The sequence below is a fragment of the Leucobacter chromiireducens subsp. chromiireducens genome, assembly GCF_016758255.1.
GTDB lineage: Bacteria > Actinomycetota > Actinomycetes > Actinomycetales > Microbacteriaceae > Leucobacter > Leucobacter chromiireducens.
Map to the genome: position 1 here is coordinate 939,938 of NZ_QYAD01000001.1, position 25,020 is coordinate 964,957.

Here is a 25,020-nt window from a genome sequence, read left to right on the forward strand (position 1 = left end):
GGGTACCATCACGTCTGATGAACGCGCAGCCAGCCTCCTCCGAGCCCACCAACCGATCAGACGCATCGGTGCCCCGTGCGCCCGGTGGGTCCCCCCTCCCCGCCGAGCACCCGCTCGTCACCGGTCGAACGGCCGCAGCCCCGCTCGTGCGGGCGCTGCGCGGCGATCGACCCGAGCGCACCCCCGTCTGGTTTATGCGCCAGGCTGGCCGCTCGCTGCCGGAGTATCGCGAGATTCGCGCAACGACGCGGATGCTCGACGCCTGCCTCGATCCCGAGCTCGCGAGCGAGATCACGCTGCAGCCGGTGCGTCGCCACGGCGTTGACGGCGCCGTGTTCTTTAGTGACATCGTCGTGCCGCTGCTCCTCGCCGGGGTGGACGTCGATCTTGTCGCGGGCCGCGGCCCGGTGTTCGCGCAGCCCGTGCGCACGGCGGCCGATGTGGCCCGCTGCCGAGCCGAGTTCACCCCTGAGCGCCTGCGCGCCGCGCTCGGCCCGATCACGGAAGCGGTGCAGCGGACGGTCGCCGAACTCGGCGAGACCCCGCTCATCGGCTTCGCCGGTGCCCCGTTCACGCTCGCGGCGTACTTGGTCGAGGGTGGTCCGTCGCGCGATCACCTCCGTGCCCGCACGCTTATGCATGCGGACCCCGAGACGTGGCGCGAGCTGCTCGCCTGGACGGCTGAGCTGAGCGGCGAGTTCCTCGCGGCACAGGTCGCCGCGGGGGCGAGCGCGGTGCAGCTGTTCGACTCGTGGGCGGGATCGCTCGGCGTTGCCGACTACCGTGCTCACGTCGCACCTGCCTCGGCGGCGGCGCTCTCGGCGGTACGGGAGCTGCACGACTCCGATGGGCGGCCGCTGCCATCGATCCACTTCGCGGTCGGTTCGGGTCACCTGCTCGAGGCCATGGCAGAGCTCGGCACCTCGGCTCTCGGCGTCGACTGGCGCACCCCGCTCGATGAAGCCTCCGCGCGTCTCGGTGATCGCCTCCCGCTGCAGGGCAACCTCGATCCCGCGTTCCTCGGAGCTCCGGAGGCCGTGCTGCGCGCGGAGCTTGCCGATGTGTTGCGGCGCGGCGAGCGCGCGCCCGGCCACGTGCTGAACCTCGGCCACGGTGTGCCGCCGGAGGCGGACCCCGCCGTGCTCACCAGAATCGTCGAGCTCGCACATGCCAGCTGACGCGCTCACCGCACGCCCGGCGCTGCGCGTCGGTGTGGTGGGCGGCGGCGTTTCCGGCCTCGTTGCGGCGCGCGAGCTCTCCCTCGCCGGGGCCGAGGTGCTCGTGTGCGAGGCCGCCGAGCGGCTGGGTGGGCGTGTCGAGAGTGCTGAGCTCGCCGGCCGCCGCGTAGACATCGGGGCCGAAGCGTTCGCAACGCGCGGTGGGCACGTCGCGGAACTGCTTCGGGAGCTTGGGATCGCGGAGCGTGCAGCCACCCCTGCGCCACTCGGCTCGTGGCTCGTCTCCGCAGTGGATGGCGCCGCTGCGCCGCTGCCGCCCGCGGGCACGCTGGGCATTCCGGCGGCGCCGCTGAGCTCGGCCACCCGCCGAGTGCTCGGACTGCGCGGTGCGCTCCGTGCCGCGGTTGAGCCGCTCCTGCCCGCACGCGTGGGCCGCGGCAGCACGACGATTGCCGAACTGGTCCGGGCCCGCTCGGGCGCCGCGGTGCTTGATCGGCTGGTGCGCCCCGTCGCGCTGGGGGTGTACTCCGCGCCGCCTGAGCGGCTGCCGCTCAGCGTGCTGCCGGGGCTCGAAGCCGAGGTGCAGCGGACGGGCTCGCTGACCCGCGGGGCGCGTGCCCTGCGCGGCCGCACGAGCGCCGCGGGCGGGGCCGTAGCGACCCTGCGCGGTGGAATGACTGAGCTGGTGACCGCGCTCGAGCGCGCGGTGCGCGAAGCGGGGGCCGAGATTCGCACGGGCGTACCCGTTGCGGCGCTCGACCGCACGGAGTCGGGGATCGCGCTGCTTGGCGATGCTGGCGAGGTGCACGCCCGCGTCGACGCCGTGGTGCTCGCCGTGCCCGAATCGGTGGCACGCGCAATTCTCGGCAGCCCCGCCGAGTGCGCCACCGAGAGCACGGTCGAGGTGCTGGTGTTGGCGCTCGACCGGACCCACCCCACGGTCGCCTCACTCGTGCGTGCCCCGCGCGGCACGGGCGCGCTCGTGAGCGCTGCGGCGACTGGAACCGGCCCCGCCGCCGGGCCTGCCGGTGCGGAGGGAAACGCGACCTCACCCCAGATCGTCGCGAAAGCCCTGACGCACATCTCACGGAAGTGGCCACACGCCACGCACCAGGACACGGAGCTTGTGCGGCTCTCCTACGGCCGAGACGGCGCAGCCCCCGCCACGATTGAACTCGACGACGACGCAGCGCTCGCGCTCGCGCTCCGCGACGCCGCCGCGATTCTCGGCGCTCCGCTGCCGCGGGAAGCGGTGCAGGGCCTCGCTCGTCGGACCTGGCAGATGCCGGCCCGCGGTGAGCGGACCCCCGTAACCCCGCCGGCGGGCGTGCTGCTCGCGGGCGATTGGCGATCCGGTGCAGGTTTTGCTGCCGTGATTCCCGCCGCTCAGCGCACTGCGCGCGAGCTGCTCACCGCGCACGGCGTGTGCGCGCACACCGCTTCCGCCGCGCCAGAAAGCGCGGCGACACCCCTCGACCCATCCTCGGAAAGGCACCCCGCGTGAACACCCAGCCCCACACCCCGCACGACTCCACCCTCGCTGAAACGCAGCGCGCGGTGCCGCGCGGCCGCGTGTACCGCGCGCCCGGCGCCGAGGCTGCGCGCCCCGGGCTGATCCGAGTGGGCACGCGCGGTAGCCGACTCGCGATTGCGCAGACGACCACCGTGTCCGAGGCCATTGCGGCTGCCACGGGCTGCGACGTGGCGCTCGTGACCATCACCACGCACGGCGATGTGTCTCGTGAGTCGCTCTCGCAGCTCGGGGGCACGGGCGTGTTTGTGAGCGCGCTGCGCGAGGCCCTGCTCGCGGGGGAGTGCGACCTGGCGGTGCACTCGCTGAAGGACCTGCCCACGGGCCCGTGTGCGGGCATCACGCTCGGGGCGATCCCCGTGCGCGCCGATGCACGCGACGCGCTGTGCGCCCGCGACGGTCTCGCGCTGGCCGATCTGCCAGCCGGTGCGCACGTTGGCACGGGCTCACCGCGCCGGGCCGCGCAGCTCCTCGCCGCGCGCCCCGACCTTGCGGTGCACGATCTGCGGGGCAACGTCGACACCCGACTGGGGCGGGTGGGGGTCGACCTCGACGCTGTGGTGCTCGCCGCTGCCGGGCTTGACCGCTCGGGTCTTGCCGACGCAATTACCGAGCGCTTCCCGCTCGCGACCGTGCCGACCGCGCCCGGCCAGGGAGCGCTGGCAATTGAATCGCGTGCGAGCGACCGCGGGGTCGCCCACCTGGACGCGGCGCTCGCCGCGCTCGACGATGCCGAAGCGCGCGCCTGCGCTACCGCCGAGCGCGTGCTGCTCGGCACGCTCGAGGCGGGGTGCGCCGCACCGATCGGCGCGACCGCAGCCGTGCGCGCGGGGCGGCTGAGCCTCACCGCCACCGTCTACCGGCTCGACGGCAGCGCTGAACTCACCGCGCGCACAAGCGAGCCGTGGGACGCCGCAGACGCCGACGTCGCCGAGCGGCTGGGGCGTGCCGCTGCCGCGGACCTGCTTGCGCGCGGCGCCGCGGAACTCGCGCCGCTCGGCCCGGCCCGATGAGCAGCCCCGTTCTGCCGCCGCTCACGGGGCTGCGCATCCTCATTCCGCGCAGCGCCGAGAGCGCGCACGTCACCGCGCGTGAGGTGCGGCGCCGGGGCGGTGTCCCCGTGGTGCTCCCGCTCATCACGTCCGCGCCGCCCGCGGACACCGCGCCGCTCACCGCCGCGATCGAACGCTGGCATCGTGGAGCGTACGCCTGGCTCGCGGTGACGAGCGCGGCGGGCGCCGCCGCGCTGCGTGCGGCCCGGGTACGCCCCGTCGCGGGCTCGCGGATTGCCGCGGTGGGTCCCGCGACCGCGCAGGCGCTCGTGGAGGCCGGCCTCACGCCAGATCTCATCCCCCCGCACGAGTACACGGGCCGCGGGCTCGGCGAAGCGCTCAGCGCCACGCTCTCCGCCGACCCCAGCACGGGCGCCCCCCAGTCCACTGACTCCCGCTCCGGCACCACCGCGGAACCGCCGCGCGTGCTGCTTCCCGTCGCGGCGGGCGCCGGTCACGACTTCGAGCGCGCGCTCGCCGCAGCGGGAGAACGCGCCGACCGCGTGACCGCGTACCGCACCGTTCCCACCGAGCGGCACGCTGGGGCCGAGCGCGCTGCGCTTGACTCAGGCATCGACGCGATTCTCGTGACGAGCGGCTCCGTGGCCCGCGAGCTCGCGGTACGGTGTCAGCCGCTGCCGCCAGCGGCACGCATTGTGGCGATTGGGCCGCCGACCGCCCGGGCCCTCGCGGAGCTTGGCATCCGGCCGCACCTCGTTGCCACGTCGCACACAGTGCCGGGCATGCTCAACGCCCTCGCCGCGGCGGTCGACGCCTCCGCTGCGACCCCCACCGTCCACACACCTCCACACTCCACCGCACCCGATTCCTCAGGAGCACACGCATGACCCTTGTTCCCAGCATCCGACCGCGCCGACTGCGCCGCACTCCGGCGCTGCGGCGCCTGGTCGCGGAGACCCGCGTCCACCCCGCCGAGCTCATCCTGCCGGTGTTCGTGCGCGAGGGGCTCAGCGAACCGCAGCCGATTTCGGCGATGCCCGGCGTGCAGCAGCACTCGCTCGACTCGGTTCGTGCCGTGGCAGAGGCCGCAGCGAGTGCTGGGGTGGGGGGCATCATGCTGTTCGGCGTGCCCGCCGAGCGCGACGCGCGGGGGAGCGCGGCGGACGATCCCGCAGGGATCTTGAATCTCGCCACCCGCGCCGTGGTCGAAGAAGCGGGCGATGCGCTCGTGGTGCAGACGGATCTGTGTCTGGACGAGTTCACCTCCCACGGCCACTGCGGTGTGCTCGACGCGAGCGGTGAGGTCGACAACGATGCGACGCTCGAGCGCTACACCGCGATGGCGATCGCCCAGGCCGAGGCGGGCTCCGCGCTGCTCGGACTCTCGGGCATGATGGACGGCCAGGTGGCGGCGGTGCGTGAGGCACTCGACCTTGCAGGACACGAGCAGACAGCGCTTCTCGCCTACTCCGCGAAGTACGCGTCCGCGTTCTACGGGCCGTTCCGCGAGGCCGTCGACTCGCAGCTCACGGGCAACCGGAAGGGGTACCAGCAGGACCCTGCGAACCGCCGCGAGGGGCTCCGCGAGGCTGAGCTCGATATCGCCGAGGGCGCCGACATCGTCATGGTGAAGCCGGCCATGACCTCGCTTGACGTGCTCGCCGATGTCGCCGCGGTGAGCCCGGTGCCCGTGTGGGCCTATCAGGTGTCGGGTGAGGCCGCGATGATCGAAGCGGCCGCCGCCAACGGGTGGATCGACCGCGAGGCGGCAATCGCGGAATCGCTCACCTGCATCAAGCGCGCGGGGGCCGATGCGATCCTGAGCTACTTCGCAATCGAGGCTGCGGGGTGGCAGCGATGAGCGGGGCACAGGAGCAGCGCACGGTGCGCAGTGCGCAGCTGCAGGAGCGCGCGGCCCGCGTCATTCCCGGCGGGGTGAACTCGCCGGTGCGCGCGTTCGGCTCGGTCGGCGGCACGCCACGCTTCCTTGTTTCGGGATCAGGGCCGTACGTGACGGACGCCGACGGGAACGAGTACGTTGACCTGGTTGCGTCGTGGGGCCCCGCGCTGCTCGGCCACGCGCACCCCGAGGTGGTGGCAGCGGTGCAGGAGGCGGCGGCCCGCGGCCTGGGCTTCGGCGCTTCCGTGCCCGAGGAAGCCGAACTCGCTGAGGAGATCACCCGCCGGGTGCCAGTCGTGGAGCGCGTGCGCCTCGTGTCGACGGGCACCGAGGCGACCATGACTGCGATTCGGCTGGCGCGCGGTGCGACCGGACGCCCGCTGATCGTCAAGTTTGCCGGGCACTACCACGGTCACTCCGACGGGCTGCTCGCCGCTGCAGGCTCTGGGCTGGCGACGCTCGCCCTGCCCGGTTCGGCCGGTGTGACGCCTGAGACCGCGGGGCAAACGCTCGTGATCCCGTACAACGACCTGCCTGCGCTCGAGGCAGCCTTCGCCGCGCACGGGGACCGTATCGCCGGCGTCATCGCGGAGGCCTCCGCCGCGAACATGGGGATCGTGCCGCCCGCGCCCGGCTTCACGGAGGCCATGATCGAGCTTGCACACCGACATGGCGCGCTCGTGATCCTCGACGAGGTGCTCACCGGTTTCCGCGCCGGCCCCGCAGGCTACTGGGGGATCGAATCGGAGAACATGCCCGAGGGGATCGCGCCCGATCTCTTCACCTTTGGCAAGGTGGTGGGCGGCGGGCTGCCGCTTGCCGCCCTCGGTGGCCGCGCGGAGATCATGGAGCAGCTGGCCCCGCTCGGGCCCGTCTACCAGGCGGGCACGCTCTCCGGGAACCCGCTCGCGGTCACCGCGGGGTTGACCACGCTCCGTCTCGCCGACGCGGCGGCCTATGATCGCCTCGCAAACGCCGCCGATGCAGTGGCCGGCGCCGTGGGCGACGCGCTCACCGCCGCATCCGTGCCGCACAGCATTTCGCGGGCCGGCACGCTCTTCAGCGTGGTGTTTGGTGAGTACGCGGAGGCACCGCGCGACTACGCTGGCGTGCAGCGACAGAACACGGACCAGCATCGTGCGTTCTTCCACGCGATGCTCGATGGCGGGGTGAATCTGCCGCCGAGCGCGTTCGAGGCGTGGTTTGTGACGGCAGCCCACGACGCTGCGGCGCTTGAGCGGATCGCCGCGGCGCTTCCGGCTGCTGCCGCGGCGGCCGCCCGCGCGACCGCCTAGCGGGATCGGGGCGGGTGCGAGCGGTCGCACCCGCCCATCACTACTTCCGCAGCGGCTTCGTGATCGGGCTCGTCTCGTCAACGAGGGGGTACCGCTCGCGGCCAGCGCCACGCACCCAGAGTCGGTAAGCGAGCGCGAGGAGTCCAACCCAGAGCAGCCCGACGATGAGGGCCGGGCGAGTGTTCTCCACTACGCCGATCATCACCACGATGAAGACGATGAATGCCACCGTGGCGTAGGACGCCGCGGGCCAGAGCGGAACGGGAAACTCGCTCGGCAACTTCCCGTCGCGCGCGATCTCGTGCTTCATGCGGATGTGCGAGAGCGCGATCATCAGCCACACCACGACGGTGGCAAAGGTCGCGAGTGCGGCGATGAGGAAGAAGATCTGCTCCTGGAACCACACGTTGAGCAGCACTCCGACGAGCAGTGCCCCCACCATCGTGACGACGGTCAGCCACGGCACCCCTGTGCGCGTGAGCTTCATGAACGCCCGGGGCGCGTGCCCCTGCTCGGCGAGCCCGTGCAGCATGCGGCCGGCACCGAAGATGTCCGCGTTGATCGCGGAGACGGCCGCGGTAATCACCACCGCGTTGAGCGCGTGCGCGGCGCCCGTGAGCCCGAGCGAGTCGAAGATCGTCACGAACGGGCTCGCCGAGCCATCGATGGTGTTCCACGGCTGAATCGACATGATGACGGCGAGCGCCAGCACGTAGAACAGCAGGATGCGCACGGGAACCGAGTTGATGGCGCGGGGGATCACCTGCTTGGGGTGCTGCGCCTCGCCCGCCGTGATGCCGATCACCTCGATTCCGCCGAACGCAAACATGACCACGGTGAAGCAGGCGAGGAATCCGGCGACGCCGGTGGGGAAGAAGCCGTCGTGGGCCAAGAGGTTGTCGAGTCCCGCCGCGCCGGCGCTCTGGTTTCCGATCCCGAACACGATGATCGCAATGCCGCCGACGATCATCAGCACGATCGCCGTGATCTTGATGAGTGCGAGCCAGAACTCGAGCTCACCAAATACCCTGACGCTGATGAGGTTGATCGCCCCGATGAAGAGGACGAGCGCGAGGATCCAGACCCAGCGATCGACGTCGGGGAACCAGAACCCCATGTACACCCCGAACGCGGTGACATCTGCGAGCGCCACCACAAACATCTCAAAGGTGTACGTCCAGCCCGTGAGGAACCCGGCGAACGGGCCCAGGTAGCGGGAGGCGTATTGTCCGAAGGAACCAGCAACGGGGTGCCGCACGGCCATCTCACCCAGTGCGCGCATCACCATGAACACGGCCGCGCCGCCGATCATGTACGCGAGGAGCACCGCCGGCCCCGCCGCCTGGATCGCCCCGGCGGAACCGTAGAAGAGCCCGGTGCCAATTGCCGAGCCGAGCGCCATGAACCGGATATGTCGCGCCGTGAGACCCCGCTTGAGCGTGGCGCGCGGTGGACGAGCGGCCGCGGGGGCGTGCTGATCGGCGGCGACAGGAGTGCCGCCCGGTTCCGAGGGTTCCATGCGGGGGTCCATTCACGGGGAGGATCGGGCTGCGGACGGAGCACCGCAGGAACCACGCATGAGGGAGCGGGCGGGTGCCAGCGGCGACACCGCCCACCCCTATTTTTGCAGACGCAGGGCGAGCCCCGTCGCGGCCTCCAACACGAGGAGCGCGGCGAGCCGCACCGTGCGTCCATCTGGCGTGTCTGCCGTGGCGTCCACCTCCGCGATGTCGATCCCGCGCACGCGCGGGTCCGCGGCGAAGAGGCGCGCCATCTGGCGGAGTTCGTGAGCCTGGATCCCGCCCGGAATCGATGCGGGGCAGCCCGGCGCAACACTGCGGTCGCACACGTCGACGTCGAGGTCGACATGGATCGGCCCGCCGGCCGCTCCCGCGATCTCGAGAGCCTCGGCGGCGACGTCTGCGAGCCGCCGGTCGTGGAGTTCGTCGCGGTGAATCACTGTGATGCCGAGTGAGCGCGCACGCTCGCGGTAGACGCGCGAGTTCGCGAAGTCCGCGATCCCAATCTGCACGATGCGATGCGGGTGAAGCCCGGCCTCGATAAGCCTGCGCACCGGAGAGCCATTGCTGCGGCCGTCTCGGAGGTCGTGGTGGGCGTCGACCGTGATGAGGCCCGCGTCGGCGAGCCGATTCCCGGCAACGCCGAGCGCCGCCGGAACCGTGAGCGCGTTGTCGCCCCCGAGCGCCACCACGAGGCGCGCACGCGCTGCGAGCTCCGCGATGCGTGCGGTGGCGGCACGCTCTCCGTGCGCTGAGTCTGGCTCCGCGAGGTCGCCCGCGTCGGCGATGGTGAGCGCCTCGTCGAGCACGAGCTCGCGCTCAGCGCCCCGCGCGTGGTCCGAGCCCGGCCAGGCGACGTGGCTCGAGTAGCGTTGGAGTGCCGCGCGGATCGCCGCGGGGGTCTCGTGGGCGCGGGTCGGGGAGAGTGAGGTCGCGAAGGTCGGCACCCCCACGAGTGCAAGATCGACGGGGGCACGCGCATCTGCGGGGAGCGGGGGCCACCCGCCGGTTCGGGGCCAGGCCGGATCGTGTGCGAGGGCAGCGGTGCTCATGTCAGCGACGGTAGCAAGGGCGCAGCTGACGCAGCGCAGAGATTTCGGTGAGCTGTCTGGGATCCCAGACAGGAGAACGCAGAAGCGACGACCGGGAACTCGCCCGATGCGCTGAGATCGACACATGGACACTCGCTCTCCTTCGCGCGTCACCGACGTGCTCGCCTCCGCCACCATCACGCTCGGCGCCGAGCCACTCACTATCGCCGACGTCGTTGCGGTGGCGCGCGCAGGCGCCCGAGTCACAATCGCCCCCGAAGCCCTCGCCGCGGTTGCCGCGAGCCGCGCCATGATCGATGAGCTCGCCACCGACAGCCGGCCACACTACGGCGTCTCCACCGGCTTCGGCGCGCTCGCCAAGGTGCAGATCCCCGCCGAGAAGCGCCAGCAGCTGCAGCGCAGCCTCATCCGCTCGCACGCGGCGGGCACGGGGCCAGAAGTGGAGCGCGAGGTGGTGCGCGCGCTTATGCTGCTCCGCCTCAACACCCTCGCGTCCGGCCGCACCGGCGTGCGCCCCGTCGTGGTCGGGACCTACGCGGCGATTCTGAACGCCGACATCGCCCCCGTGGTGCACGAGTACGGCTCACTCGGGTGCTCGGGCGACCTCAGCCCCCTCGCGCACTGTGCGCTGACGCTCATGGGGGAGGGGCACGTGCGTGTGTCGAGCGACCCCAACGCCGCGCCCGTGCCCGCGGCCGAAGCGCTCGCCGCAGCGGGCATCGAACCGCTCGTGTTGGCGGAGAAGGAGGGCCTCGCCCTCATCAACGGGACGGACGGCATGCTCGGCATGCTGTGCCTCGCACTGCACGACCTCGGTGCGCTCCTGCGAGTGGCCGATGTCGCGGCGGCCGCGAGCGTTGAGGCGCTGACGGGCACCGATGCGGTCTTCGCTGCTGAACTACAGGACCTTCGGCCGCACCCCGGCCAGGCCGCGGCGGCCGCCAACATGCGTGCCGTGCTCGCGGGCTCCGGCCTCGTGCAGCGCCCCGCGGAGGGCGAATTCACCCGCGTGCAAGACGCGTACTCGCTGCGGTGCGCCCCGCAGGTACACGGTGCTGCGCGCGATACCGCCGATCACGCAGCGCGCGTCGCGGGCGCCGAGCTCCGCGCCGCGGTGGACAACCCGGTGGTGCTGCCCGACGGTCGCGTCGAGTCGAACGGGAACTTCCACGGCGCACCCGTGGGCTACGTACTCGACTTCCTCGCGATCGCGGTCGCCGACGTCGCGAGCATGTCCGAGCGCCGCACGGACCGCTTCCTTGACGTCTCGCGGAACCACGGTCTCCCGCCGTTCCTCGCGGCGGATGCCGGCCTCGATTCGGGCCTCATGATCGCGCAGTACACGGCTGCGGGCATCGTGTCGGAGCTCAAGCGCCTCGCGGCGCCCGCGAGCGTCGACTCGATCCCGTCCTCCGCGATGCAGGAGGACCACGTGTCCATGGGCTGGCACGCCGGGAGCAAGCTGCGTCGCGCGCTCGACGGACTCACCCGCGTGCTCGGGATCGAACTGCTCACTTCCACCCGCGCGCTCGACTTCCGCGTGGCCGCCGCCGCGGGAGAGCCGGGCCCCGCCACCGCGGCGGTGCACGAGCTGTTCCGCACGCGGATCGCCGCCCCCGATGTCGACGCGTTCCTGTCGCCAGACATTGCTGCGGCGTACGAGCTCGTGCACACGGGCGCCGTGCTCGACACGGTTGCGGCTGCGATCCCAGGCGAGCTCTCCTGAGCCGGGTGCTCCGCGACCGCCGCGCGACGGCGCGCTAGAGTTCCGAGTATGAGCGATGCGAAGGTGCCGGCGGCCGACCACACGCTGCGCATTCTCCGCCACCTGAGCACGGCGCGCGGCCCGCTGCCCGCGTCGATGATCGCCACGCAGCTGGGGCTGCCTCGCTCGACGGTGTACCACCTGCTCGCGACGCTGCAGGAGCACGGCTTTGTCATGCACCTCCCTGAGGAGCAGCGCTACGGGCTCGGGATCGCCGCGCTCGAGCTCGGCTCGGCGTATGCGCGCCAGGAGCCGCTGGCGCGGATCGGACGCCCGCTGATGTCGGGTCTTGTCGACCGGGTGCGCACGAGTGGTCACCTCGCGGTGCCGCACGGCAGGGACGTGCTGTACGTGATCGAGGAGCGTGTGCGCGGTGGTGCGACCCTTGTGTCCGACGTCGACGTTCGGCTGCCCATGCACCTCACCGCGAGCGGGCGCGCAATCCTTGCGGCGCTCCCTAAAGCGCAGGTGCGAGCGTTGTATCCGGATCAGGGAGCATTCGTGCAGCGGCACGATGACGCGGCCGAGCCCGCGATTGATCGGTACTCGCGACTCCGTTCCGTGCTCGACGCGACGGTGACCCGCGGGTACGCCGTCGAGCGAGGGGCGGTGACCCCCGGGATCTCCTCGATCGCAGTGCCCGTGCTCGACCACCGCAGCTGGCCCGTTGCTGCGATTGCGCTGACGTTTCGCGACGCGGACCTTCCCGAGGAGCAGTTCGGTGGTCTCGCGGCCGAGCTCCGCGACACCGCCGAACTGCTCTCTGCCCGGATCCACGGGCGCGCCAGCTGAGTCGGCGATGCTGTGGCCCCGTCATCTTCCGTCACAGTTTGGCATTCGCTCGCGTTATATTATTGAATAGTGATCATTATGAGTGATGCTGTGCTGACCGAGGCTATTGCCGCTTCCCAAGACACCTACGACGCCTGGCGTGAGGATCGCGCTGCCGCGGTGACCGGCCCCACTGGAAATCTTTCGCTGGTCGAGACCCGGTGGTTGCCCGCCGGTGAAATTCCCGATACGGAGGCTGAGCAGGCCGCCGCGGGTGAGGGCATCACCGTGACCGCGCTTGCCCGCACGAACATCGACACGGGGGAGACAGAGCACGGCGTTCGTGTCTGGGACGCCGCCTCGCCCGCGATTCGCGCCTTCGACCGCATCACGGCCTTTGATTTCGCCCCGGAATGGGTGATCACCGCGCAGTTCACGCCCGTCGCGGCGGATCGCACCGTCCCGTTTGAGCACATTCGCGACAACGGTGGCAGCCGGGACCTCGTCGTTCCCGGCGACATCACCTTCACCCGCAACGGAGTCGAGTACCGCTTCGCCGCGTTCGACGACGGCGGCACGCTGCTGCTCGTGTTCGGCGACCCGAGCAACACCGCGCAGGGGGAGGACGCCACGTACGGGGCCGGCCGTTTCCTGTTTGTGCAGCGCGCCGACGGTGCCTCGTTTGGTGATCCGGGCACCGTACTCCTCGATTTCAACCGCGCTTTCGTGCCGCCCTGCGGGTTCTCCGTGCAGTACAACTGCCCGATGCCGCCGGCGCAGAATCGTTTCCCCGAGCCCGTCCAGGCCGGTGAGAAGCAAGTGCTGTTCACCGGCGACTTTGACATCTACGCGCTCTGACGCGCCCTCACTTGATCCATACCTGATCCTTACCTCCCCAGGAGACCCCTCGTGAAGTATCCCTTCGGTCGCGCGCAGCGCACCACCTCAGCGATCGCGGCTGTCGCGGCCGCCGCTCTGTTCCTCACCGGTTGCGCGGGCGGCGGCACCGGTGCCGCTGGTCCCGACGCCGTGATCTCCGTCGGCTCGCTCTACGAGCCGATCAACCTCTCGAACACCGCGGGCGGCGGCCAGGGCGTCACGGAGGCGCTCACCGGCAACGTCTACGAGGGGCTGTTCAAGCTCACGGACGAGGGCGAGGTCGAGAACCTCCTTGCTGAGGACGTCGAAACGAGCACCGACGGCCTGACGGTAACCGTGACGCTGCGCGAGGGGGTCACCTTCCACTCCGGCAAGGCGTTGACGTCGGCCGATGTGCAGGCGAGCGTCGAGGCGGTCACCGCCGAGGACTCGCAGTCCGCACGCAAGTCGAGCTTCTCCGTGGTCGACTCGATCGAAACGCCGGACGAGCAGACGGTGGTGTTCCACCTGAATGACCGCTCGATCTCCTTCGTGTACAACCTCAGCTACGTCTGGATCGTGAACAGCGATGCGACGGATCTCATGAGCTCCGAGGACGGCACCGGTCCCTACACGCTCGACGAGTGGAAGCGCGGCAGCAGCCTCTCGCTCACCCGATGGGACGACTACTGGGGCGAGCCCGCTACCAACGCTGGCGTCGAGTTCAACTACTTCACCGACGCAACGGCCCAGAACAACGCACTCCAGACCGGCAAGCTCGACCTCATCACGAGCGTGCAGAGCCCGGACCTGCTGGAGCAGTTCGAGGGAAACGCTGACTACACGATTAGCGCGGGCAACTCCACGACCAAGGAGGTACTGGCCTTCAACGACCGGGTCGAGCCGTTCTCCGATCCGCTCGTTCGCAAGGCGATCACCTCGGCGATCGACCGTGAAAAGCTGCTCTCCGCGATCTGGGGTGACTACGGCACCCTGATCGGCTCGATGGTGCCGCCGACCGACCCCTGGTACGAGGACCTCACTGAGGTGAACCCGTACGACCCAGAGCTCGCGAAGCGCCAACTCGCAGAGGCGGGCTACGCCGACGGCTTCGCCTTCACGCTCGACACCCCGAGCTACGACCCGCACCCGGTCGTCGCCGAGTTCGTGCAGTCGGAGCTCGCCAAGGTGGGGATCACCGTCACGATCAACACGATCAGCGCAGACGAGTGGTACTCGAAGGTGTTCAAGGAGCGCGACTTCGAGGCGACGCTGCAGGAACACGTGAACGACCGCGACGTCGTCTGGTACGGCAACCCGGACTTCTACTGGGGCTACAACAACGCCGACGTGCAGCGCTGGGTGACCGAGGCCGAGCAGGCTCCGGACGAAGCCGCGCAGACCGAACTCCTCAAGGAGGTCAACCGGCAGATCGCAGAAGACGCGGCGAGCGCCTGGTTGTACCTGTTCCCGCAGATCGTCGTGTCCGCGAGCGATGTCACCGGCTACCCAGTGAACGGCCTGAACTCGCAGTTCTTCGCGTACGACATCGTCAAGGGCTAGACCGCACCGCACACCCTGATCCGCCCGGCACGCGTTCCCCGAAGGAACACGCTCCGGGCGGGTCCGCGCGTGGGGAACAGCCCCGCGAGAGAATGACAGATATGACTCGGTACCTCGCACGCCGGCTCGGGTTTCTGCTCGGGTCCTTCGCGGTCGCCATGATCGTGATCTTCGTGCTGCTCCGGCTCCTGCCGGGGGATCCGGCGAACGCGCTGCTCTCGGTGAACGCCACACCGGAGCAGATTGCGGCCGCACAGGAGCAGGTTGGCTCGAACCTGCCGCTGTGGAACCAGTTCACGCTGTGGGCTGGGCAGATCCTGCGCTTCGACTTCGGCACCTCGCTGATCAGCCAGCTTCCCGTAGGCCCAGAGATCGCGGCCCGGCTGGTCGTCACCCTGCCGCTGACGGTGCTCGCCTTCCTGCTGGCGGTCGTGCTCGCACTCGTCATCGGCATTGCCGCCGCCGTGAAGGCGGATCACTGGGTCGGCACGCTGCTCTCCGGTTTTTCGCAGCTGGGCATCGCGGTGCCCGCGTTCTGGGTCGGCATCTTGCTGGTCTGGCTATTCGCCCTCGGCCTGGGGTGGTTGCCCTCAGGCGGTTTTCCCCGCGGTGACTGGGCGAATCCGGCTGAGGCGCTCACCTCGCTGATCCTCCCAGTGCTGACCATCGCGATCGTCATGAGCGCCTCACTTGCCCGCTACGTCCGCACCGCAACGCTCGACGTACTCGGGAGTGACTACCTGCGCACCGCGCGGGCGCACGGGGCCGGCTTCGGTGAGGCGCTGATCCGGCACGGCCTGCGCAACGGCTCGGTGCCGGTCATTGCAATCCTCGGTATCGAGCTGTCCACGGCACTGATTGGCGCGGTCGTGGTCGAGAGCGTGTTCAGCCTGCCCGGGCTGGGCAGCCTGCTGCTCGGCGGGATCACCCAACACGACTACGTCACTATCCAGGGGGTCCTCGTGGTCAGCACCCTGTTTGTCCTGCTCGTGGGCTTTGCCGCCGACGTGGTGCAGCGCATCGTTGACCCGCGATTGCGCCAGAGCGTTTCGGGGAACCGATGAGTCAAGAAATTCTCGTTCCGCGTCGTCGCAGCTCCCGCGGCATTTCCAGCCGTGCGACCCTCATCCTCGGCCTCGCGCTCACTGGCATGGTCGTGGTGCTCGCACTCGTGTCGCTCGTGTGGCTCCCGTATGCGCAGGGGGACACGAGCGGTGGCCGGCTCGAGGGTGCGAGTGCCGCACACTGGATCGGCACGGACAAGCTGGGTCGAGACCTCTTCAGTCAGCTCATGATCGGGGCGTGGATCGCCCTCAGCGTGGGGGCCGGATCCGTCGCGATCGCCGCCGTGCTCGGCATCACGCTCGGGCTTGTCGCGGCGTTTGCGCGCCCCTGGCTCGATGACACGCTTTCCGCCTGGTTGGACGTGATGATCGCGTTCCCCGTGCTGCTGCTCGCCATGCTCATCGTTGCGGTGCAGGGAGCCTCGCTGGGATCCGTGATCCTCGCGATCGGGCTCGGCATGTCCGCGGTGATTGCGCGCCTCACGCGGGTCCTCGCGAAGCGCGTGCTCCAGGAGCAGTACATCACGGCGGCGCGCACGAGCGGCACTCGCTGGCTCGGGATCGTGTTCGGCCACGTGCTGCCCAATATCGCCACCATGCTCGCCTCAGCGCTCGCCCTGCAGTTCGGGATCGCGGTGCTCGCGGAAGCCAGCCTGAGCTACCTCGGCCTCGGTGCCCCACCGCCGAATGCCTCCTGGGGGCGTTTGCTCCAGGAAGCGCAGGGCACCGTCCTCACCGCACCGCTCGGGGCGATCGTGCCGGGTCTCGCGCTCGTCGTGCTCGTGCTCGGCGTGAACTTCATCGCGGACGGCCTGCGCGCGTTCACTGACCCCACGATCCGGAGGGCCCGATGACCGGCGCACCCGCTGCGAACGCTGTACCTCTGCTCACCGTGCGCGATCTCACCGTCACGACAGCTGACGGCACCCCGCTCGTGTCACACGTCTCGTTCGAGATCGCCGCGGGGGAGCGCTTCGGGCTGATCGGCGAGTCCGGATCCGGCAAGTCAGTGACCTCACTGGCCCTGACCGGCCTGCTCGCTCCAGGGCTCACGGCGAACGGCTCCGTGCTCCTCGCGGGGACGCAGACGGTGGGGGCGACGGATGACGCGCTCCGGCCCCTGCGCGGGCCAGTGGCCTCGATCGTGTTCCAGGAACCGCTGACCGCACTCGACCCGCTCATGCGCGTGGGCAAGCAGGTGGCCGAGCCGATCAGGCGGCACCGGGGACTCACCGGGGCCGCGCTCGATGCAGCGGTGCGCGACGCACTCGCCGAGGTCGCCCTCACCGAACCACGCATTGCGCGCGCCTACCCGCATGAACTCTCGGGCGGCCAGCGTCAGCGCATTGCCATCGCGATCGCCCTGGGAGCGGAACCGCGACTCCTCATCGCGGACGAACCGACCACGGCGCTCGATGTGACGGTGCAGCAGGAAGTGCTCACCCTGCTCGACCGACTTGTCCGCGAGCGCGGCATGGCATTGCTATTTATTAGCCACGACCTCGCCGTGGTGTCACAGATCGTGGATCGGATTACCGTGATGCAGCGGGGCCGCGCGGTGGAAACCGGCGCGACTGAGCGGGTGCTGTGGGCCCCCGAACACGAGTACACGCAGCGGCTCGTTGCCAGCGCCCGGGCGCTCGACGCGGCGCTTGACGTCGCACCCGGGGCTGCGCCCGCGTCTTTCTCGGAGGAGAGCCGATGAGCCTGCTCGAACTGCACGAGGCGAGCTTCGCCTACGGAAAACGCACCGTGGTACACGACGTGTCCCTGAGCGTCGCGGCCGGTGAGACCGTCGGGCTCGTGGGGGAGTCTGGATCCGGCAAATCCACGATCCTGTCGCTGCTGCTTGGCCTGCGCGCGCCGCAGAGTGGCGAGGTCCGCTTCGATGGCGCGCCGCTCCTGCTGCGGGATCGTGCGCAGATGCGGCGTTTCCGCGCGAGCGTGCAGACGGTGTTTCAAGACCCGTACTCCTCGCTCGACCCGCGGCAGCGGATCGACCGTATTGTCGCGGAGCCGCTGCGATCGCTCGGGCTTGCCACGGGGGATGATGCCCGGCGCCGTGTGGCGGCGGCCCTCGCCGCCGTCGGCCTGCCCGAGGATACCGCTGAGCGCTATCCGCACGAGTTCTCGGGCGGCCAGCGGCAGCGGATCGCGATCGCGCGGGCGACGGTGTCGAATCCCCGCGTGCTGCTTGCGGACGAGCCGGTGAGCGCGCTCGATGTCACGACGCGCACCCAAGTCATCGACCTCCTCTCCGAGTTGCGTGCGGAGCGTGGGTTGGCGCTGGTGATGGTGTCGCACGATCTGAGCGCCGTCGCGGCGGTATGCGAGCGCACCGTTGTGCTGCGCGCTGGACGCGTCGTCGAACAAGGCCCCACGCGAGAGATCCTCACGAACCCCACAACGGAGTACGCCCGGGAACTCGTGGCTGCGGTGCCGAGGTTGCGGCGGCGCGGCGCTGAGCCCCAGAGCACAGTCGCTTAGACGACCCGCCCGCCTGCCCGCCACACTGCTGCCGTGAGGGGCATCCCCGGGCGGTAGGCGAGGTGCGTGACCGAGGGGGCGTCGAGCAGGTGCAGGTCTGCACGCGCGCCCGGTGAGATGACGCCGATGCGCGGATGCGCGACGCCGCGCGGGTCGTACCACCCGTCCTCGGCCATGCCGAGCGCAATCGCGCCGCCGCGGGTGGCCGCGTGCACCGCTTCCTCCACACTGAGGCCCATCTGCAACACCGCGGTCGCGACGCAGAACGCCATCGAGCTCGTGTAGGAGGTGCCGGGGTTCGCGTTCGAGGCGATGGCCACTACCGCTCCCGCGCCGAGCAGCTGGCGCGCGGGCGCGAGCGGCATCCGCGTGGACAGATCGCACGCGGGAAGCACGGTCGCGACCGTGCCTCGCGCCTCGCCCCGCCAGGACCCCGCCAGCGCGGCGATATCGGCGTCGTCCAGGAATCCCACGTGATCGACGCTCAGCGCACCGCTCTCGACGGCGAGCTGCACTCCGGGGCCGTGGCCCAACTGGTTGCCGTGTACGCGCGTGCTGAGTCCGTGCGCTCGCGCAGCCGCAAGTACGCGCGCAGTCGCCTCGCCGTCGAACGCTCCCTCCTCGCAGAACACGTCCACGGCGCTCACGAACGGGGCGATTTCGTCGAGCATCGGCCCCGTCACGAGGTCGAGATACGCGTCCGGATCCGATCCGGCGGGCACCACGTGGGCACCGAGGAACGTCACCGCGTCGGCGTGGCGGCCTGCGATGTGGGCCGCGCGTACCTCGTCTGGGGTGGTGAGGCCGTAGCCGGTCTTGGTCTCCAGGGTGGTCGTGCCACCGCGTCGGGCCTCGGCCACGAGGCGCGTCAGGTTCGCCTCGAGCTCCGCGTCGGAGGCAGCTCGGGTCGCCTCCACCGTGACATTGATTCCCCCGGCCGCATAGGCCTCGCCCGCCATGCGTGCCTCGAACTCCGCGGTGCGATCGCCGGCGAACACGAGGTGCGTGTGCGAATCCACCCAGCCGGGCAGGAGCGCCCGTCCCGCGGCATCGACGCGCGTGTCCGCGGCGGGGGCAGCGGCGGACGCTCCCACCCACGCGATGCGTTCGCCCTCGACCACCACCGCGGCATCGCGCATGCGCGACCCGATCCCGGCACCCAGTTCGGGATCGTGGGTGGTGAGTTCGCCGATGTTGTCGATCACGATCGATGCGGTCATGGCCGTGTTCCTTCCGCCCCGACTACCAGGGCTCGTCGGTGTTGCGAACGGTGGGAGCCATGGGCACACGCACGCCCCGCTCAGCCGCGACGTTGACGGCGCGCTGGTAGCCAGCATCCACGTGGCGAATGACTCCCATGCCTGGGTCGTTCGTAAGGAGCCGCTCAAGCTTTGCTGCGGCGAGCGCCGTTCCGTCGGCGACCGACACCTGCCCCGCATGGATGGAGCGACCGATGCCCACACCGCCGCCGTGGTGCAGCGACACCCAGGTCGCGCCCGATGACGCGGCGGTGAGCGCGTTCAGCAGCGGCCAGTCGGCGATCGCGTCCGAACCGTCGGCCATTGCCTCGGTCTCCCGGTACGGGGAGGCCACGGATCCCGAGTCGAGGTGGTCGCGGCCAATCACGATGGGAGCGCTGAGCTTTCCCTCCGCCACGAGTTCGTTGAAGCGCACGGCGGCGCGGGCGCGCTCACCGTAGCCGAGCCAGCAGATTCGCGCGGGGAGGCCCTCGAAGTCGACGCGTTCCTGCGCCGCGCGGATCCACGTGCGGAGGTGCGTGTTCTCCGGGAACAGTTCGAGGAGCGCCTCGTCAGTCACTCGAATGTCCTCGGGGTCGCCGGAGAGCGCGGCCCAGCGGAACGGGCCAAGCCCTTCGCAGAACAGTGGTCGAATGTAGGCGGGGACGAAGCCGGGGAACGCGAACGCGCGCTCGAAGCCACCGTGGCGGGCCTCGTCGCGGATCGAGTTGCCGTAGTCGAACACCTCCGCGCCCGCGTCCTGGAACCCCACCATCGCCTCGACGTGCGCGGCCATCGCTGCCTGCGCATCGCGTGTGAACTGCTCGGGATCGGCCTCGGCGCGCGCCAGCCGATCCTCCACCGCGTAGCCGATGGGCAGGTACGACAGCGGGTCGTGCGCGCTCGTTTGATCGGTGACGATGTCGATGCTGATCTCGCCCGCGTGCTGGCGACGCAGGATCTCCGGGAACACCTCGGCCGCGTTCCCCACGAGTCCCACCGACCAGCCACGGCGCTCCGCCTTCGCGCGCTGCACGTTCGCGAGCGCGTCGTCGAGACTCGTGACGACCTCGTCGAGGTAGCGCTTGCCTACGCGGCGGCGCAGTCGGGTTTCGTCGACGTCAACGATGAGGCACGCTCCGTCGTTGAGGGTCACCGCGAGCGGCTGTGCGCCGCCCATCCCGCCGCAGCCGCCCGTGAGCGTGATCGTGCCCGCGAGTGAGCCGCCAAAGCGCTTGCGTGCCACCGCTGCGAAGGTCTCGAAGGTGCCCTGCAGAATGCCCTGGGTGCCGATGTAGATCCACGAGCCGGCAGTCATCTGGCCGTACATTGTGAGGCCCTCGGCCTCGAGTCTGCGAAACTCGGGCCAGTTCGCCCAGTCGCCCACAAGGTTCGAGTTTGCGAGGAGTACGCGCGGCGCCCAGACGTTCGTTCGGAACACTCCGACCGGCTTCCCGGACTGCACGAGCAGCGTCTCGTCGTCCTCGAGGTCGCGCAGGGTGGCGACGATCGCGTCGAACGCCTCCCAGCTGCGGGCCGCGCGGCCGGTGCCGCCGTACACAACGAGGTCGTCGGGGTGCTCGGCGACCTCGGGATCGAGGTTGTTCATGAGCATCCGCAGGGGAGCCTCGGTCTGCCAGCTCTTCGCGGTGAGCTCGGTGCCGCGCGGTGCATGGACGGGGCGGGCGCCAGGGAGTGACATGCTGGATCCTTTCAGGAGCGACGCTGCGGCGGTGCAGCGCTCTGCCTCCATCTCACCGGCTCCCCGGTGCCCGAACAACGCGCCTCCGGGCGGTCGTGTCCGGGATCCCAGACCCGCCGTGTTAGCGGCCGTCGGCGTAGCTCGCCCACCCCGCGGTGAGCACGCGGAACGCGGCCTCGAGCACGGTCTCCGGGTCATCGTCAGTGATGGCGAGCAGCTGGATCTGCAGTACGAAGCGCGCGTAGGCGCGGATCTCTGGGGAGGGAGCGTCGAGCCCGAAGTCGGCGGCGATCGCCTCGCCGAGCGCGTGCTCGTGCCGGGTCCACATGCGCGCTGCGTAGTCGGCGAGCGCTGGTGTGCGGTCGAGAAACTCCATGAACTTGCGCCCGCCGTCGCTGTGCTCCTCGCGGCTCTCGAGGATGCCCGCGAGGTAGTAGGCGTGGATGGCATCGGTGATCGTGGTCCCAGCTGCGCGGTCGCGGACCGCCGCGACGAGTCGCTCCCGCTGTTCCTCGTCTTCGTCGAACACGAGCGCTTCCTTCTGCGGGAAATGCGCGAACACGGTGGTGGGGGAGACATCGGCCTGGTCCGCGATCTCACGGATGCTGACGTTGTCAAAGCCGCGTTCGAAGAACAGCGCGGTTGCGGTATCTGAGATCAGCTTGCGGGTTGCCGCCTTCTTGCGCTCGCGGCGGCCGGGGAGTGCTGGCTCGGTCATGGCTGCAGTCTAGCGAGATTCCTGAGTCAGTGGAGCGACTTCAAAACTGTATTGACACCGAAACTGGTATTGATACACTTTCGGCATGAATTCTTCTTCCTCTGCTGAGCCGTCGGCACCGGCACCGTCCGTTGCCCCGCCAGCGGGCCGCCGGCGCGCGTGGGCCACCCTGATTGCCATCACGATGCTCAACGTGGTCGGTATGACCGTCGTGCTCCCCGTGCTCCCATTCGTGGTGCAGCGCACCGTGGCCGATCCGGGGCACCTCGCAATTTGGGTGGGCGTGCTCGAATCGGTCAACGCGCTCTGCGCGTTCCTTGTCGCGCCACTCTTTGGCGCGCTCTCGGACCGCTTCGGGCGGCGCCCGGTGATCATCATCGCGACCCTCGGAGCCGCGGTCGGCTTCGCGACGTTTGGGATCGGCGGTTCGGTGTGGGTGCTCCTTGCGGGGCGCATCATCCAGGGCATCACTGCGGGCGACATGCCGGCGCTGTTCGCCTACGCCGCCGACATCACTCCGCCGGCGCAGCGCGCGGCCCGCTTCGGCCTCCTGGGCGCGCTCAACGGCATCGGCTTCATGATTGGGCCAGCGATTGGCGGCCTCCTCGCCGCAGTGCACGTTGATCTCCCGGTGTTTGTGACCGCGGGCATCGCGCTCGTCGTGGCGACCGTCGCGTTTTTCGCGCTGCCTGAGAGCCTTCCCGCGGCGAAGCGCGCGCCACGGCTGCGATGGGGCGCGTTGCACCCCGTCGCGGTGTTCCGCGGCGCCTTCGCTCGGACGGAACTGCGCGGTCTTCTGATCGCGCTCGTGCTGATCGGCCTGCCATTCGGCATGTTCGTGAACAACTTCGGCGTGCTCGCGCTCGACCAGCTGAGCTGGACGGCAACGTCGATCGGGCTCCTCACCGCTGCGATCGGAATCCTCGACATCGTGCTGCAGGGCGTGCTCATGCAGGCGCTGCTGCCGCGCATGGGCGAGCGCGGCATCATTGTCGCGGGCCTCATTGCGCAGGCGTTCGGCTTCGCCGCTCTCGCGCTCGTCGGATCGGTGTTCGCGGAACCGTGGGTGCTGATCCTTGGGACCCTCCTCCTCGGCGGCGGCCAGGGCCCGGCGAGCGCGGCCCTTGATGGCGTGCTCTCGCAGCAGGTGGGGGAGAGTGAGCAGGGGTGGATCGCTGGGGTGATGCAGTCGCTCAGTACGGGAGTGAACGTGGTGGCCCCGCTCATTGCGGGCCTGCTCTACGTTTCGGTCTCGCACGCGGCCCCGTACTGGCTGGGGCTCCTCCTGCTCATTACCGCAATCGTGGTGGTGTCGCGCACGCGCTTCACGAGCCTCGCGCAGCGCAGCGGCGCGGCCGCGCCGACCGCCGCACCGTAGCGCAGGTGCGCAGGGGTGCCGCAGCATCGCGCTGGCTGCGGATCGGGGGTGGGGCACCCGCGCCCCACCCCCGACCGTGTGCCTATGCGCGCTTGGTGCCGTCGAAGAGGAACTTGAACGCGGCGCCCGCGATCAGGCCACCCACGATGGGGAACACGATGAACACCCAGAGCTGCGCAAGTGCGTCCCCGCCCCCGTAGAGCGCCGTGGCGATCGAGCGCGCCGGGTTCACGGAGGTGTTCGACACGGGGATCGACGCGAGGTGAATGAGCGTCAGCGTGAGGCCGATAGCGAGCGGCGCGAACCCGGCGGCTGCGCGCTTCGAGGTGACGCCGATGATCACGGTGAGGAACACCGCGGTGAGGATCGTCTCGATCAGGATCACGGGCAGGAGCCCGTAGCCGCCCGGCGAGTGCTCGCCGTAGCCGTTGGACGCGAAGTTGCCGAGGTCGGCGCCCTCGCGACCCGTTGCGATGACGTAGAGCAAGCTCGTGGCGATCGCGCCGGCGACGACCTGCGTAATGATGTAGCCCGCCACGTCACGCCACGCGAAGCGGCCAGCGGCGGCAAGTCCGAGCGTGACCGCGGGGTTGAAGTGCCCGCCCGAGATCGGCCCGAACGCGTACGCGCTCACGAGCACCGAGAGGCCGAAGGCCAGCGCGACGCCGAGGAATCCGACGTTCACGGGGGAGCCAGGGTCGCCGGGGAAACCCGCGGCGAAGAGTGCGGTACCGATCGAGCCGAAGACGAGAATAAACGTCCCGGCGAACTCGGACGCGAGGCGCGCGCCCGTGGTGGGCGTCTGGGTGGAGTCGGACATGTGGGGTCCCCCTTGTGGAACGGATGGTGCCCGGGTTCGGGCACTTTTGAATGTACTGTGCATTCGCGATATCCGCACCACTGTGATGCTCTGTGACGAACGCCCTGCGCGTCGTACGCTGGAGGCATGAAGCGTGTCGCAGTCGTGGTGCTCGAGGGGGCAAAGCCCCTGGACGTTGGCATCCCCGCGCAAGTGTTTACGCAGCGGGCCAGCATGCCGTACACGGTGGATGTGTGCGGAGTGCACCCCGGACTCATCGCTGGCGGCGATGGACTTTCCTACTTCGTGGAGCACGGCCTCGAAGCGCTCGATGCCGCCGATATCGTATTCGTGCCCGGCTACCGTTTCCCGGACCGCGAGCGACCGCCGGCGGCGCTCACGGCAGCGCTTCAGAGCGCGCACGCCCGTGGCGCGACGCTGGCGGCAATCTCGACGGGCGCGTTCGCGCTCGCGGAAACCGGGTTGCTCGACGGGAAGCGGGCCACGACGCACTGGCACTATTCCGCGGCGCTCGCTGAGCGCTATCCCGAGGTGCGTGTTGACGAGCGTGTGCTGTTTGTTGACGAGGGGTCCGTGCTCACCTCTGCTGGGGCTGCCTCGGGGATCGATCTCTGTTTGCACCTTCTGCGACGCGACGCGGGCATGGCGGTGGCAAATCACGCGGCGCGGCGCCTCGTCGCGGCCCCGTATCGCAGTGGCGGACAGGTGCAATTCGTGCCACACAGCGTGCCCGAGTCGCACGGCGAGCGCTTCAGCAAGACGCGGGAGTGGGCGCTCGAGCGGCTGGGAGATCCCCTCACCATTGCGCACCTCGCCGCCCACGCGCGTGTCTCGGGGCGCACCTTCTCTCGCCGGTTTCGAGACGAAACGGGGTACGCGCCGATGCAGTGGATCATGCGCGCCCGGCTCGATCGCGCCCGCGAGCTGCTTGAGGAAACGGACCTCGGGGTCGACGAGATCGGGGTGGCGGTGGGGCTCGGTTCAGCATCAAATCTGCGACGTTACTTTCGCCGCGTGCTTGAAACGACGCCGAGCGACTATCGCAAGACCTTTGCGCAGGGAGAGTTGGCATGATCCGCACGTACTGTGGCAAGCGTGCCACTCGTCTGCGCGACCGCACCAGGCCAAGCTGAGAACAGACGCGCTGCAGTGCGCGGGCTGACGTCA

22 protein-coding genes are annotated in these 25,020 nt (G+C 70.1%); 16 read left to right on the forward strand and 6 right to left on the reverse strand.

What is annotated here, in order from left to right; translation table 11 throughout:
- The first annotated feature begins 17 nt into the window (after positions 1-17).
- From hemE to hemL, 6 genes are all read left to right on the forward strand, one after another.
- Positions 18-1,178, forward strand: coding sequence for a uroporphyrinogen decarboxylase (gene hemE, locus D3226_RS04430; protein WP_202381151.1), 1,161 nt, complete (start codon positions 18-20; stop codon positions 1,176-1,178).
- The gene (locus D3226_RS04435; protein ID WP_202381152.1) at positions 1,168-2,682 is read left to right on the forward strand and encodes a protoporphyrinogen/coproporphyrinogen oxidase; all 1,515 of its coding nucleotides are present in this window, start codon (positions 1,168-1,170) and stop codon (positions 2,680-2,682) included. Before hemE ends, D3226_RS04435 begins: the two co-directional genes overlap by 11 nt.
- Before the next feature lie 68 nt (positions 2,683-2,750).
- A complete protein-coding gene (gene hemC / locus D3226_RS04440) occupies positions 2,751-3,722 on the forward strand; it encodes a hydroxymethylbilane synthase (protein ID WP_202381539.1) in 972 nt (323 codons plus the stop codon).
- A complete protein-coding gene (locus D3226_RS04445) occupies positions 3,719-4,609 on the forward strand; it encodes a uroporphyrinogen-III synthase (protein ID WP_202381153.1) in 891 nt (296 codons plus the stop codon). Before hemC ends, D3226_RS04445 begins: the two co-directional genes overlap by 4 nt.
- On the forward strand, positions 4,606-5,583 hold the full coding sequence (hemB, locus tag D3226_RS04450) for a porphobilinogen synthase (RefSeq protein ID WP_202381154.1): 978 nt from the start codon (positions 4,606-4,608) through the stop codon (positions 5,581-5,583). The genes D3226_RS04445 and hemB overlap by 4 nt, the downstream gene beginning before the upstream one ends.
- Positions 5,580-6,917, forward strand: a complete 1,338-nt coding sequence (hemL, locus tag D3226_RS04455; RefSeq protein WP_202381155.1) for a glutamate-1-semialdehyde 2,1-aminomutase — start codon at positions 5,580-5,582, stop codon at positions 6,915-6,917. Before hemB ends, hemL begins: the two co-directional genes overlap by 4 nt.
- A 40-nt stretch (positions 6,918-6,957) precedes the next feature.
- Here the strand turns inward: hemL and D3226_RS04460 are convergent, their stop codons facing one another.
- The gene (locus tag D3226_RS04460) at positions 6,958-8,436 is read right to left on the reverse strand and encodes an amino acid permease (protein ID WP_202381156.1); all 1,479 of its coding nucleotides are present in this window, start codon (positions 8,434-8,436) and stop codon (positions 6,958-6,960) included.
- 99 nt (positions 8,437-8,535) lie between these two features.
- Positions 8,536-9,489, reverse strand: coding sequence for an arginase family protein (locus D3226_RS04465; RefSeq protein ID WP_202381157.1), 954 nt, complete (start codon positions 9,487-9,489; stop codon positions 8,536-8,538).
- 124 nt (positions 9,490-9,613) lie between these two features.
- On the opposite strand from D3226_RS04465, the gene hutH reads away from it, so the two are divergent.
- From hutH to D3226_RS04505, 8 genes are all read left to right on the forward strand, one after another.
- Positions 9,614-11,215, forward strand: coding sequence for a histidine ammonia-lyase (hutH, locus tag D3226_RS04470; protein WP_202381158.1), 1,602 nt, complete (start codon positions 9,614-9,616; stop codon positions 11,213-11,215).
- 48 nt (positions 11,216-11,263) lie between these two features.
- The gene (locus D3226_RS04475; protein WP_202381159.1) at positions 11,264-12,046 is read left to right on the forward strand and encodes an IclR family transcriptional regulator; all 783 of its coding nucleotides are present in this window, start codon (positions 11,264-11,266) and stop codon (positions 12,044-12,046) included.
- 78 nt (positions 12,047-12,124) lie between these two features.
- The gene (locus D3226_RS04480; protein WP_202381540.1) at positions 12,125-12,883 is read left to right on the forward strand and encodes a DUF1684 domain-containing protein; all 759 of its coding nucleotides are present in this window, start codon (positions 12,125-12,127) and stop codon (positions 12,881-12,883) included.
- A 51-nt stretch (positions 12,884-12,934) separates the two neighbouring features.
- On the forward strand, positions 12,935-14,446 hold the full coding sequence (locus D3226_RS04485; protein ID WP_202381160.1) for an ABC transporter substrate-binding protein: 1,512 nt from the start codon (positions 12,935-12,937) through the stop codon (positions 14,444-14,446).
- 101 nt (positions 14,447-14,547) lie between these two features.
- On the forward strand, positions 14,548-15,510 hold the full coding sequence (locus D3226_RS04490) for an ABC transporter permease (protein WP_202381161.1): 963 nt from the start codon (positions 14,548-14,550) through the stop codon (positions 15,508-15,510).
- Positions 15,507-16,364, forward strand: coding sequence for an ABC transporter permease (locus D3226_RS04495; protein WP_202381162.1), 858 nt, complete (start codon positions 15,507-15,509; stop codon positions 16,362-16,364). The genes D3226_RS04490 and D3226_RS04495 overlap by 4 nt, the downstream gene beginning before the upstream one ends.
- Complete coding sequence (locus D3226_RS04500) at positions 16,361-17,215, forward strand: ATP-binding cassette domain-containing protein (RefSeq protein ID WP_202381163.1); 855 nt, start codon at positions 16,361-16,363, stop codon at positions 17,213-17,215. Before D3226_RS04495 ends, D3226_RS04500 begins: the two co-directional genes overlap by 4 nt.
- Positions 17,212-17,997 (forward strand): ABC transporter ATP-binding protein, encoded by a 786-nt coding sequence (locus tag D3226_RS04505; protein ID WP_202381164.1) that lies wholly within the window; start codon positions 17,212-17,214, stop codon positions 17,995-17,997. The genes D3226_RS04500 and D3226_RS04505 overlap by 4 nt, the downstream gene beginning before the upstream one ends.
- Here D3226_RS04505 and hutI read toward each other — a convergent pair.
- From hutI to D3226_RS04520, 3 genes are all read right to left on the reverse strand, one after another.
- On the reverse strand, positions 17,994-19,217 hold the full coding sequence (hutI, locus tag D3226_RS04510) for an imidazolonepropionase (RefSeq protein WP_202381165.1): 1,224 nt from the start codon (positions 19,215-19,217) through the stop codon (positions 17,994-17,996). The two genes, D3226_RS04505 and hutI, sit on opposite strands and share 4 nt — an antisense overlap.
- A gap of 22 nt (positions 19,218-19,239) precedes the next feature.
- Positions 19,240-20,937: a urocanate hydratase gene (gene hutU, locus D3226_RS04515; RefSeq protein WP_202381166.1), complete on the reverse strand. Its 1,698-nt coding sequence runs from the start codon at positions 20,935-20,937 to the stop codon at positions 19,240-19,242.
- Positions 20,938-21,058: 121 nt separating this feature from the next.
- Positions 21,059-21,655, reverse strand: a complete 597-nt coding sequence (locus D3226_RS04520; RefSeq protein ID WP_202381167.1) for a TetR/AcrR family transcriptional regulator — start codon at positions 21,653-21,655, stop codon at positions 21,059-21,061.
- An 85-nt stretch (positions 21,656-21,740) separates the two neighbouring features.
- Between D3226_RS04520 and D3226_RS04525 the strand changes: the two genes are divergently transcribed.
- Positions 21,741-23,033 carry an MFS transporter gene (locus D3226_RS04525; protein WP_202381168.1) on the forward strand — a complete coding sequence of 431 codons (1,293 nt, stop codon included), beginning with the start codon at positions 21,741-21,743 and terminating at the stop codon, positions 23,031-23,033.
- Between the two features lie 82 nt (positions 23,034-23,115).
- Here the strand turns inward: D3226_RS04525 and aqpZ are convergent, their stop codons facing one another.
- Entirely contained in the window at positions 23,116-23,853 is a 738-nt protein-coding gene (gene aqpZ / locus D3226_RS04530; protein ID WP_202381169.1) for an aquaporin Z, read from the reverse strand.
- Between the two features lie 126 nt (positions 23,854-23,979).
- Between aqpZ and D3226_RS04535 the strand changes: the two genes are divergently transcribed.
- Entirely contained in the window at positions 23,980-24,927 is a 948-nt protein-coding gene (locus D3226_RS04535) for a GlxA family transcriptional regulator (RefSeq protein WP_202381170.1), read from the forward strand.
- Positions 24,928-25,020 lie beyond the last annotated feature (93 nt).

Excerpts from the sequence above, each read along its gene's own strand:
- hemE (WP_202381151.1), top strand. The coding sequence starts at position 18 with ATGAACGCGCAGCCAGCCTCCTCCGAGCCCACCAACCGATCAGACGCA.
- D3226_RS04520 (WP_202381167.1), bottom strand. The coding sequence starts at position 21,655 with ATGACCGAGCCAGCACTCCCCGGCCGCCGCGAGCGCAAGAAGGCGGCA.
- D3226_RS04535 (WP_202381170.1), top strand. The coding sequence starts at position 23,980 with ATGAAGCGTGTCGCAGTCGTGGTGCTCGAGGGGGCAAAGCCCCTGGAC.
- D3226_RS04465 (WP_202381157.1), bottom strand. The coding sequence starts at position 9,489 with ATGAGCACCGCTGCCCTCGCACACGATCCGGCCTGGCCCCGAACCGGC.
- D3226_RS04490 (WP_202381161.1), top strand. The coding sequence starts at position 14,548 with ATGACTCGGTACCTCGCACGCCGGCTCGGGTTTCTGCTCGGGTCCTTC.
- hutI (WP_202381165.1), bottom strand. The coding sequence starts at position 19,217 with ATGACCGCATCGATCGTGATCGACAACATCGGCGAACTCACCACCCAC.
- hutH (WP_202381158.1), top strand. The coding sequence starts at position 9,614 with ATGGACACTCGCTCTCCTTCGCGCGTCACCGACGTGCTCGCCTCCGCC.
- D3226_RS04495 (WP_202381162.1), top strand. The coding sequence starts at position 15,507 with ATGAGTCAAGAAATTCTCGTTCCGCGTCGTCGCAGCTCCCGCGGCATT.
- hutU (WP_202381166.1), bottom strand. The coding sequence starts at position 20,937 with ATGTCACTCCCTGGCGCCCGCCCCGTCCATGCACCGCGCGGCACCGAG.
- hemB (WP_202381154.1), top strand. The coding sequence starts at position 4,606 with ATGACCCTTGTTCCCAGCATCCGACCGCGCCGACTGCGCCGCACTCCG.
- hemL (WP_202381155.1), top strand. The coding sequence starts at position 5,580 with ATGAGCGGGGCACAGGAGCAGCGCACGGTGCGCAGTGCGCAGCTGCAG.
- D3226_RS04435 (WP_202381152.1), top strand. The coding sequence starts at position 1,168 with ATGCCAGCTGACGCGCTCACCGCACGCCCGGCGCTGCGCGTCGGTGTG.
- D3226_RS04525 (WP_202381168.1), top strand. The coding sequence starts at position 21,741 with ATGAATTCTTCTTCCTCTGCTGAGCCGTCGGCACCGGCACCGTCCGTT.
- aqpZ (WP_202381169.1), bottom strand. The coding sequence starts at position 23,853 with ATGTCCGACTCCACCCAGACGCCCACCACGGGCGCGCGCCTCGCGTCC.
- D3226_RS04505 (WP_202381164.1), top strand. The coding sequence starts at position 17,212 with ATGAGCCTGCTCGAACTGCACGAGGCGAGCTTCGCCTACGGAAAACGC.
- D3226_RS04460 (WP_202381156.1), bottom strand. The coding sequence starts at position 8,436 with ATGGAACCCTCGGAACCGGGCGGCACTCCTGTCGCCGCCGATCAGCAC.
- D3226_RS04445 (WP_202381153.1), top strand. The coding sequence starts at position 3,719 with ATGAGCAGCCCCGTTCTGCCGCCGCTCACGGGGCTGCGCATCCTCATT.
- D3226_RS04480 (WP_202381540.1), top strand. The coding sequence starts at position 12,125 with ATGAGTGATGCTGTGCTGACCGAGGCTATTGCCGCTTCCCAAGACACC.
- D3226_RS04475 (WP_202381159.1), top strand. The coding sequence starts at position 11,264 with ATGAGCGATGCGAAGGTGCCGGCGGCCGACCACACGCTGCGCATTCTC.
- D3226_RS04500 (WP_202381163.1), top strand. The coding sequence starts at position 16,361 with ATGACCGGCGCACCCGCTGCGAACGCTGTACCTCTGCTCACCGTGCGC.